The organism is Methylovulum sp. (assembly GCF_028687615.1).
Lineage (GTDB): Bacteria > Pseudomonadota > Gammaproteobacteria > Methylococcales > Methylomonadaceae > Methylovulum.
In genome coordinates this window covers 25,974-36,269 of record NZ_JAQTZU010000028.1, presented here as the reverse complement: position 1 = coordinate 36,269, position 10,296 = coordinate 25,974, and the positions used below count along the sequence as shown (strand labels likewise).

Genomic DNA, 10,296 nt, shown 5'->3' with positions numbered 1-10,296 from the left:
TGACGACATTCTTGATGTCTGCTGTCAGGCTTGGAATAAATTTGCTTTGCAACCGGACGCCATTCGATCCCTTTGCTCTCGGAGCTGGGCGGTGTTGTCATAGAAACTTATTGGGATTGGTATAACTTCCCAATTACCCGCAGGACTTTAGACCTGGCAGGTCTGGATCAGCTCTTTTTGTCCCGCCTTTAAGTTGGTAGCCACGCTTATGCTTGAAGCAACAGTTTCCGGGTACGTCCGCCTATTTTTTGGCAATGCAAGCCCAGGCAACTTTAAGAACATCTCTAATTTCCCGGGTGCTGGCGGGTTCTACCTGTATTAAATACGACAATCCCTGCCAGGCTTGTCAGGATCACGACACCCGAAAACGTTTTATCGGCAGACCGGAACCACGCCGATATTATCAGAACGCGGATGATTTTCTTCTTATTGCTTAAACAATCGGCTAAATGAATCCGATGTTGCGTGGGGGCAATAAGAAAAAGCTTGGGTTTTAGCCAGGCAATAAATAGTGTCACCCTCTTGTAAGTCCATATCCCGGCAAGCCTTCAAGGTAATGCCCGCCAGCCAGGTTTTACCGCAGTCGATTTGCACCAACATCCCGTTACCGTGGGGTATTAAGGCGCAAATCCGCCCCTTGATTTGGTTTTGTATTGAAATGCCTGGGAGATAAGTGCGCGACAAGGCGATTTCATTGGCGGGTATGCTGACTGTAACCCAAGAACCTAAAGGTAAATCGGGGCGCAAAGGCAACACCAATTCAATGCCATAGGTTTTTGCCAGTGTGCAACCGTCTACGATGTCGTGCCTGGCCACCATCGCCGGTATCTTGTTTTCGACCAGCCCCAAGCCAATTTTTTGTATCAGTTCGGCGTTGCGTAGCAATTCCGTTATCAAACCGACCTGGATGGCGCGGCCTTCGGAGACCACGACAATTTTGTCGCTGAATTCCACAATGTCACCCAAGGCGTGGCTGGCATAGAATAAGGGCAGGTTCAACTCGCTACGCACCCGCTTTAGGAACGGTGTCACGGAATTGGCAAAATACCCCATCGCCGCTAAAGAATCGTCCAGCAATAACAACGCGGGGGATTTCAGCAATGCCTTGGCTAACAAGACCCGTTGCAGTTCGCCTGTGGACAGATGCCCCATTGCTTGCCCCAATAAATGCCCAATATCGAGAAATTCGATCAGGTGTTTCGGTTTTAAGGTGCGCCGTTGCCTGAGTGTGCGTTCGTGAGCCGAAGACAGGCCATCGTTTACGGTCTCGTCGGATGGCCAGCGGTCATATTGCAATACCGCACCGATAGGCCGTTGTTCACGCGGCACCATGATGCCTTTGCGGCTATCAAACAAAATTTTGCCATCCAAGGCGATCCGTCCCGATTCAGGCATCAGGGTTCCGGCCAGCAAGCCGAGGATGGTGCTTTTTCCGGCACCGGATCGCCCGATCAAGCCCATACTTTCATCTTGTACCGACAAGTTGGTGGTAAGGTCAAAATTGCCGCGCCGCATTGAGACGTTCATTTCTAATAGCATCAGTATGCTCCTTTTCATTATATTGTTAAATATATAACGAAAAATCAAGCATTAAATAAGCCATAATTAATGATTTTGCAATCTTATACCTTGAAATCAATACCCTCCCATTGCATTCGCCAAAACCTGTCATTTGCGGGCTTGTTTTATGCCTGTCATGTTTCCAAGCGGTAGTTAGTCAGGCAATGGGCATAAATGCCCCTTAGTTGATTGGTAATAGCATTTTGCGTTTGTTATTAACTGATGTTACGCACGACTTCTTTTTGTCCACGACCCGTAGAGCGCGAAGCGAAGCGAAAAGCACGAAAGGGTCCTGAGCATTTATTTGGCTTTGATTGGTCGGAGCGGGGTTTCAAAATCGCTATAGATACTGAAATCGTTATGTAACCGGTCGCTAAAGGTCTACTGTTGTAATAAACCCGTTCCCGGCTTGCGTTAAAAAGCGAAAAAAGGCTGGGGAGACCATTTCAAGTTGCCGCTTATTTGCTCACGAAGGCGTTGGTGAGTTTTTTTCGTGCTTTTCGCTTCGCGCTCTACGGGTCGTGGACAATGCGAAACATCAATACATCATTAATAATCAGACAAGGTTTTTGGTGGCATTGCCGCCCGCAACGCATTCAAAACCGCCAACACGTCAATAATTTCTTGCGCCACCGCCCCGGTGACGGGGCTTAAATAACCTAATCCGGCAAACACCATGCCGATCAGGCTTAACGCCATGCCGCCCACCGCGCTTTGCAGGGCGATTTTGCGCATCCTCGCGCCAATGTGGAACAGCTCATCGACTTTTAACAAGGAGCTGTCCATGATCACCGCATCGGCGGCTTCACCGGTGATGTCACTGTTTTGCCCAAAAGCTATGCCAATCGTCGCGGCGGTCAAGGCGGGCGCGTCGTTGATGCCATCGCCCAGAAACACGGTTTTGGCTTTTTGCGTTTCCTTGCGGACCAGGGCCAGTTTTTGCTCCGGGCTTTGGCTGAAATAAACATGCTCGATACCGACTTGTTCGGCTAGATAACGCACTTCGGATTCCCTGTCACCGGACACCAACATGACTTTGCCAAACAAATGGTTGGGTTGCAGGTGGTTGATGAACGATGAGCTGTCGCTACGCACTTCATCACGAAATTGCAAAGTCGCCGCGTATTGCCCATCGATCAAGACCACGCATTCCAAACCACCGCTGATTGGCGGCAACCCGGCCAGCAAATCGCCATGATCCACCATGAAATGTTTACGGCTAGTGACTTGGATGCGCTTGCCGTTGACCGTCCCTTGCAGCCCCGCGCCAGGCCGTTCGCTGATGTCGGTCACGTTAAACAAGGTCAATCCCGCTGCTTCGGCGGCGTTGACAATGCTGCCCGCCAACGGATGTTTGGAATAACGTTCCAGACTGGCGACCAGCGTCAACACGGCGGGTTCATCATTTCCTTCACTGACCAGCACCGACGTCAAGGCAGGCCGCCCGTAAGTGAGCGTTCCGGTTTTGTCAAAAATGGCGGTGCGGCATTTGCCAATAGTTTCCAATATCGCCGGATTTTTGATGATGATTTCCCGCCGCGCCGCCAGGGAAATTGAGCTGATGATGGTCACGGGAATGCCAATCAGCAACGGGCACGGCGTGGCAATCACCAATACCGCCAAAAAGCGGATGACTTCGCCGCTATAACCCCAAGCGATCAACGCCAAGATAACGGCTAGCGGTGTATACCACGCGCCCAGTTGGTCGCCTAAGCGCCGAAGATTAGGTCGGTGTTGGTCAGATTCGCGCATCACGGTCATGATCTTGGCATAGCGCGAGTCCACCGCCAGTTTGTCGGCGCGGATCACCAGCAAGGAATCGCCGTTGACCGCACCCGAAATGACGCTTGAGCCGCTGATTTTCGACATCAGATAAGGCTCGCCGGTCAGGAAAGATTCGTCCATCGTGCTAGAGCCTTCCAGCACCGTCCCGTCAACCGGACAAATCTCATGCGGCAATATCGACAAGGTGTCGCCAATGGCGACCTGGTCGATGGTGATGTCGTCGAGCGCGTCGCCATTTTTTCTATGGGCGACCGACGGCATCCGCTTGGAAAGGGCTTCGAGTACCGAAGAAGCTTTACGCACGGCGTAAGTTTCCAACACCGAACCGCCGGACAGCATCAAAATGACCAGTGTGCCCGCCAGATATTCATCCAAGGCCATCGCCGTAACGATGGCAATCCCCGCCAGTAAATCAGCCCCCATATTGCCGCGCAGAAGCTTGCCAAGCAATTGAAAAACCAGCGGCAGGCCGCCAAACAGCAATACCGCCAGCAAGGGCAGATCGAGTAAAGTGGCTGAAAACTTGAGCTGGGTCTGATGGATTTCCGCGATGTCCGACACTAGCGAAGCATGGATTGCCAGCGTATAGATTTGTTGCTTTATGTCGAAACCATAGCGTAAGAGCAGGTAAGCACCGATACCGAACAGGCTGAAAATGACAATATTTTTTTCAAGCTGCGAAGATGCTGGTGATGGTGGGCCGGTCTGGGTCATGGCGTGGTTATCCAGGTGGGTCATTCATCAAGTGGTTTTTTATTGCCATGTACCATTGCCCTGGCAAGGTTTTCTTTGTGTAAAAAGCTTTCGACGGCGACACCTGCGATATGCCCTAACACCAGCACCACGCTTAAGTTAGCAAATAATTCATGGATTTCTTCCCAAAATTTTTCATGCGCCGGGCCAATTGACGCTAAAGGCCCTGCCGCTTGGTCTGCGCCGTACACGGCAAATCCGGTCAAGGTCGTCATCAATAAACTGAGCAGCAATAACACAATCATCGCCGCTCCAGCCGGATTATGGCCCAAATAACGTTTGGCTTTTAACGCGATGATGTCTTTGAGGTAATTGAACGATGTCACCGGACGGCATAAAAAATTGCCGAACCGTGCATAGGGATTGCCGATAAATCCCCAGACCAGGCGGAACAACAATAATCCGAACACCAGATATCCCGCCCAGACATGGAGGTCCAGCAAATCATCTTCGGTCAGATAGGCAACGGCAAATCCCAAGACCAGCAACCAGTGAAAAATTCTTAAAGGCAAATCCCAAACTTTGATCAATGCAGGCGTATTCATGACGGTTCTCCAGATAAGTGAAAGGGAGTGGAATAATATCCACTATTTTCTTGCGTGTATTTCGTGAGCGGCCCACTATACACGCACTAAACGATAAAAAATATGTTTGGCAAGCTCCGCCGTGGCAATGTAGCTTGCCACGATCACCCCCAGCAAACCCACCAGCTTAAGCGGTAAGGGCTGAAAACCGACTAACTCCGCCAGTGGCGTGTACGGTAGCGCGACAGTCAATGCCACTACAGTCAGTGTCGCCAGCAACAAATATTTCCCTGGTTTGCTTTTAAAAAACGGTTTGCGGCTACGCACGACAAATACAATCAGCGCGGCGGACACTACCGATTCCAAAAACCAGCCAGTACGGAATTGTTCGACTGGCACATCCAGCCACAACAGCAAACCAAAGGTCATATAATCGAAGATTGAGCTGACAATGCCAAAGGTGATCATAAATTTGCGGATGAAATGAATATCCCAGCGTCTCGGTTGCGAAACCATTTCTTCGTCTATGTTATCGGACGCGATGGTCATTTCAGGCAAATCGGTCAACAAGTTGGTCAGCAAAATTTGCTTGGGCAACAGCGGCAAGAACGGCAAAAATAACGAGGCCCCCGCCATGCTGAACATATTGCCAAAGTTGGAACTGGTCGCCATGAACACATATTTCAGCGTATTGGCAAAGGTGATGCGGCCTGCTTTCACGCCGCCGACCAGCACTTGCAAGTTCTTTTCCAGCAACACGATTTGCGCGGTATCTTTGGCGACATCGGCGGCACTATCGACGGAAATACCGACATCGGCGGCGTGTAGGGCCGAGACATCGTTGATACCATCGCCCATGTAACCGACAACAAAACCGGCTTTTTTTAGCGCAATGATGATATGTTCTTTTTGGTTGGGTTCGATTTCGGCAAACAGATTGACTTCGGTAACATGGCTTATCAAAGCCCGTTCGCTCATTTTGGCGATTTCCGGCCCAGTCAGAATTTTGCTGTCGGACAAACCCAATTGATGGCTGACGGTTTCTGCGACCAAACGGTTGTCGCCGGTGATGATTTTCAGCGTCACACCCAATTGCCGCAATTGGGCAATGGTTTCAACACAATCGGTTTTCGGTGGATCGAAAAACGTCAAAAAACCTAAAAACCGTAGCGCGGTTTCATCATCGTGGCCGATGCCTGTTTGCGTTTTGTCCAGCAGATAGTTTGCCAAATTCGGTAGCTGATGCAATGGCAACGATCAAGGCTGAGGCGCTGCCACTTTGTACATGCGTCCCCATCCACAAAGCGTTGCTACGCTTAGCCAGCGGTGTGGCAATTGCCAACACATCAGGGATTTTTTCTGCCGGAAAACTCTCACCCGTCAACGCGGCTTCATCGACAAACAGGTTTTCAGCTTCCAACAACAAGCAATCGGCAGGCACGACATCACCCGACCTCAAAACAATGACATCACCAACCACCAATTCATCCGCTGATATTTCTGTTTCCACACCGTCACGCAACACCGCCGCTTTGATCTCGACCATCGCCAGCAATTTTTCAACGGCATTTGCCGCGCCTTTTTCCTGCCAGAAACCCAGCAAACCGCTGATTAGAACGATAGACAGGATGATGATGGCATCGACATGGTCTTTCAGATAAAAAGAGATACCCGTTGCAAATAGCAAAAGCAGAATGATGGAGCTTTTAAACTGTGCCAACAGCAGCCGCCACGCGCCAGTTTTCTTTTTATCATTCAGCCGATTGGCTCCGTCACGTTTCAACCGTATCTCGGCATCACGTTGCGATAAGCCTTGTAATGAGCTACCAAGCCGGGTCAGTTGTTGGTCAATTGATTTGTGCCAAAAGGGATTGTCATTAGTGGTTTTATCTGCATGAATATTCATCGGGGAAAGCTCGGAGTTACCATGACGGGATTATCACATATTCAACACCATTCATTATTGCATGGTTTCATTTCCACACCCGACAAAACCCTGGCCCTAAGCCTAACGTCATTGGGGAGCTTTATGCGGTATCAGAGCAAATTTGCCTGGATCGGTTGAACGGCAATTCATAACCACTAAATCTAGCAAGCCGTATACGCTGGAATTGGGCATTGCAAAAATACGGTTTTACCTTTTCAACAAATTCAACTCAAGCACAAAACGCCCTGACCTTCGCCAAAATCCCCGCCACATCCAAACCACACACGGCCAGCAGTTCTTCCCGCGTCCCCTGTTCGATGAAGCTGTCGGGCAGGCCGATGCTGAGCACGGGGGTGCTGAGTTTTTGGCTGTGCAGGTAGAGCACGGTATTGCTGCCCGCGCCGCCGGACAGGGCGTTCTCTTCGAGGGTGACGAGAATGTCATGGCTGTGGGCCAGTTCGAGGATCAGGGCTTCGTCCAGGGGTTTGACGAAGCGCATGTTGGCGACGGTGGCATCGAGTGCTTCGGCGGCCTGGAGCGCGGGGGCGACGAGGCTGCCCCAGGCGAGCAGGGCGATCTTGTGGCCTAGTCGTTTGATTTCGCCTTTGCCGATGGGAAGTGTTTCCAGGTTATCTTGTACGGGCACGCCGGGGCCTTTGCCACGCGGGTAGCGCACGGCGGCGGGGCCTGGGTGCTGGTAGCCGGTGCTGAGCATCTGGCGGCATTCGTTTTCGTCCGCCGGGGCCATGACCACCATATTGGGGATGCAGGCGAGGTAGCTGTAATCGAAGCTGCCGGCGTGGGTGGGGCCGTCGGGGCCGACTAATCCGGCACGGTCGAGGGCGAACAGGACATCTAAATTTTGCAGGGCGACGTCGTGGATGAGCTGGTCGTAGCCGCGTTGCAGGAAAGTGGAGTAGATGGCGACGACGGGTTTGGCGCCTTCGCAGGCCTGCCCGGCGGCGAGGGTGACGGCGTGTTGTTCGGCGATGGCGACGTCGAAGTAGCGGTCGGGGTATTGCTGGGAGAATTTGACCAGCCCTGAGCCTTCGCGCATGGCGGGGGTGATGCCTAAGAGCCGGTCGTCTTGCGCCGCCATGTCGCACAGCCAGTTGCCGAAGACTTCGGTGTAGCTGGGGTGCGGCGAGGGCGTGGATGGGGGCAGGCGGTCTTGGCCGGGGTCGAAGGCGGGCACGCCGTGGTAGGCGAGCGGGTCTTTTTCGGCGGGCGGGTAGCCTTTGCCTTTTTTGGTGACGATGTGCAAAAAGCGCGGGCCTTGGATGTGCTTGAGGCTTTCGAGGGTGGAGACCAGCATGTCGATGTCGTGGCCGTCGATGGGTCCGATGTAGTTAAACCCCAGTTCTTCAAAGAGCGTGCCGGGGACGATCATGCCTTTGACATGTTCTTCGGTGCGCCGCGCGAGTTCCCAGACGGTGGGCATTTTGCTGAGGACTTTTTTGCTTTCCTCGCGCACGGAGGAGTACAAACGGCTGGTGAGGACTTTGGACAGGTAGTTGTTCATCGCGCCGACGTTGGGGGAGATGGACATGTCGTTGTCGTTGAGGATGACCAGCAGGTTGGCGTCGATGGCGCCGGCGTGGTTCATGGCTTCGAAGGCCATACCGCCGGTGATGCTGCCGTCGCCGATGATGGCAACCATCTGGCGGTCTTCGCCCTTGAGCCGGGAGGCTATCGCCATCCCCAGGGCGGCGCTGATGGAGGTGCTCGAATGCCCTACCCCGAAGGCGTCGTACTCGCTCTCGGCGCGGTTGGGGAAGGCGCAGATGCCGTCACGGCGGCGGATGCTGGTCATGCGGTCTTTGCGCCCGGTCAGGATCTTGTGCGGGTAGGCCTGGTGGCCGACATCCCAGACCAGTTTGTCGGACGGGGTGTCGAAGACGTAGTGCAGGGCGACGGTCAGCTCCACCGTCCCCAGCCCTGCCGAGAAATGCCCGCCGGACACGCTCACCGACCGGGTCAGGAATTCGCGCAGCTCCTTCGCCAGCGGCTTGAGCAGCTCTTTGGGCAACTGGCGGACATCGGCGGGGCTGTGGATGTCGGTGAGCAGGGGGAATTTTGAAGTATTCATAATCAATAAAGGGGTTCGCGATAAAACATCAGAATGATGCCAATCTGAAACAGGGCGGCGACCGAGACAAAACCGGCAATATTTTTGCCTGGAGAATCGAGTTTTAATTCTAACCAACGTCCGCAAGCTAAAATTAACGAAAAAATACCCATCGTGGTATGACCAACCTGAATCAGAAAAGCACTTTTGGCCTGAAAACCGACATGGGAATGGGTCAGCAACATTAAGCCGCCAAACGCCGAGAGTATTGGAAAAATATAAGGCAATCGACTATTGGGATTCTGGTTTTTTCTAGCCATCAGCTCGAACACACCCAATACGAACACCAATAAAGTCGCAATTCTGTGTTGCAACACTTCGCCATTATTGAACGTGCTTTCCCAAAAGCCAATGGGGCCCAAAGGCCAGGTCTCGGCATCGCTGCGGAAAAACAGAAAAATGCCTAAAGCCACAAAACCTATAGGCCAATATTGGCTCAATGCCAATATCCGGTTGCCGCTGACCAGTTTGGTATAGGAAAGCATTGCGAAAAAACTCATCGTCGTAATGAAGATGCCAGCAATATTATGGTTATAGTTCGACCATTCCGTTGCCGCCAATGACGGGATTTGTCCGACAATGGCAACCCGTCCCGGCTCTCCAGCCAACAACGCGCTATGGGTGGGCGAGCTGGTTTGCGGTATTTGCGGCTTGAACGTATTCAGCACTTCCTGCCAAGTTGCCGTCAATGTCGGTATATCAATCGCCGGAGGTTGCGAAGCCAGGCTGGCGGCAGTAAACAACAACGTGATTAAGACCAAGGCCTCCGCTTCGATGTAATAGGGTACGCGCCGATCCAAGGCATGGCTGTCGCCAGAAAAACTGAATTGCCGGACAGCCGATCTGTTCAACCAGGCAAAACCCAGTGCCAAACCAAGCAAGACGATTTTCACCATCAACAAATTGCCGTAACCGGTGCCGATCAAGCCATTCCAAGAATCAATGTATTGCCACGCAATGGGCAAACCTGAAACCAAAATCATGGCAACAGCAATCAGGCCAAACAGTGAAAAGCGTTTTAACAACAAGGGCCATAAGTCCGTGGCAATTTCGTGTTTGCTTTTTAAAAACCACAGGTTGACCAACATAAACACCCCGCCTATCCACGCGGCGGCGGCAAGTTGATGGATTACGGTTAGTGACATCAGCATAAAGCGGTTATCAAAACGCCCGGCGGCATGTACCAACCAAGCTCCAGAAAACAGCATCGGCAAAGCAATAAAGCCAGCGTTGTACCAATGCTGTTTGGAACGGGGATTTTTGCCCAGGTAACGGTAAGCATAGCCCGCCAACAGCAAAGTCAGACCGGCACGGATAACACCGCCGATAAACTGCGTGGTTTGCGCAAATTCGGGAAACGGCCATTTCTCCAAAACGGCCAGCATCAACCAAATTTTGAGGACGATTTTAAACAGTTGCGCCCCAACAAGAAAAAAACCGCCTTTGTAGATCAGGGCGATGGTCGTGTGCAGCAATACCGACGGATAACCAGAGGCTTGTTGCCAGGGACGCAGCACAAACAATCCCCAAAACAAGCCACCAATTGCCAATGCGAAACAGATTAAATCAAACCCGCCGATTAAAGAATCAAGAAAGTCAGCAATACCCGCCATTGTCAG

At 52.1% G+C, this 10,296-nt stretch carries 7 protein-coding genes; all 7 read right to left on the bottom strand.

The annotated features are described in order from the left end of the window. Positions 1-426: 426 nt before the first annotated feature. Complete coding sequence (locus tag PHH59_RS14355) at positions 427-1,539, bottom strand: ATP-binding cassette domain-containing protein (protein ID WP_300017601.1); 1,113 nt, start codon at positions 1,537-1,539, stop codon at positions 427-429. 570 nt (positions 1,540-2,109) lie between these two features. Next, complete coding sequence (locus tag PHH59_RS14350; RefSeq protein WP_300017598.1) at positions 2,110-4,059, bottom strand: heavy metal translocating P-type ATPase; 1,950 nt, start codon at positions 4,057-4,059, stop codon at positions 2,110-2,112. Positions 4,060-4,079: 20 nt separating this feature from the next. Continuing rightward, positions 4,080-4,643 (bottom strand): cytochrome b/b6 domain-containing protein, encoded by a 564-nt coding sequence (locus PHH59_RS14345; protein ID WP_300017595.1) that lies wholly within the window; start codon positions 4,641-4,643, stop codon positions 4,080-4,082. A gap of 75 nt (positions 4,644-4,718) precedes the next feature. Then, positions 4,719-5,852: an HAD-IC family P-type ATPase gene (locus PHH59_RS14340; RefSeq protein ID WP_300017592.1), complete on the bottom strand. Its 1,134-nt coding sequence runs from the start codon at positions 5,850-5,852 to the stop codon at positions 4,719-4,721. Continuing rightward, positions 5,803-6,528 carry an HAD-IC family P-type ATPase gene (locus tag PHH59_RS14335; RefSeq protein ID WP_300017590.1) on the bottom strand — a complete coding sequence of 242 codons (726 nt, stop codon included), beginning with the start codon at positions 6,526-6,528 and terminating at the stop codon, positions 5,803-5,805. The genes PHH59_RS14340 and PHH59_RS14335 overlap by 50 nt, the downstream gene beginning before the upstream one ends. Positions 6,529-6,778: 250 nt before the next feature. Beyond that, complete coding sequence (dxs, locus tag PHH59_RS14330; RefSeq protein ID WP_300017587.1) at positions 6,779-8,638, bottom strand: 1-deoxy-D-xylulose-5-phosphate synthase; 1,860 nt, start codon at positions 8,636-8,638, stop codon at positions 6,779-6,781. A gap of 2 nt (positions 8,639-8,640) precedes the next feature. Next, positions 8,641-10,290 carry a CopD family protein gene (locus PHH59_RS14325; RefSeq protein ID WP_300017584.1) on the bottom strand — a complete coding sequence of 550 codons (1,650 nt, stop codon included), beginning with the start codon at positions 10,288-10,290 and terminating at the stop codon, positions 8,641-8,643. Between the last annotated feature and the right edge of the window lie 6 nt (positions 10,291-10,296).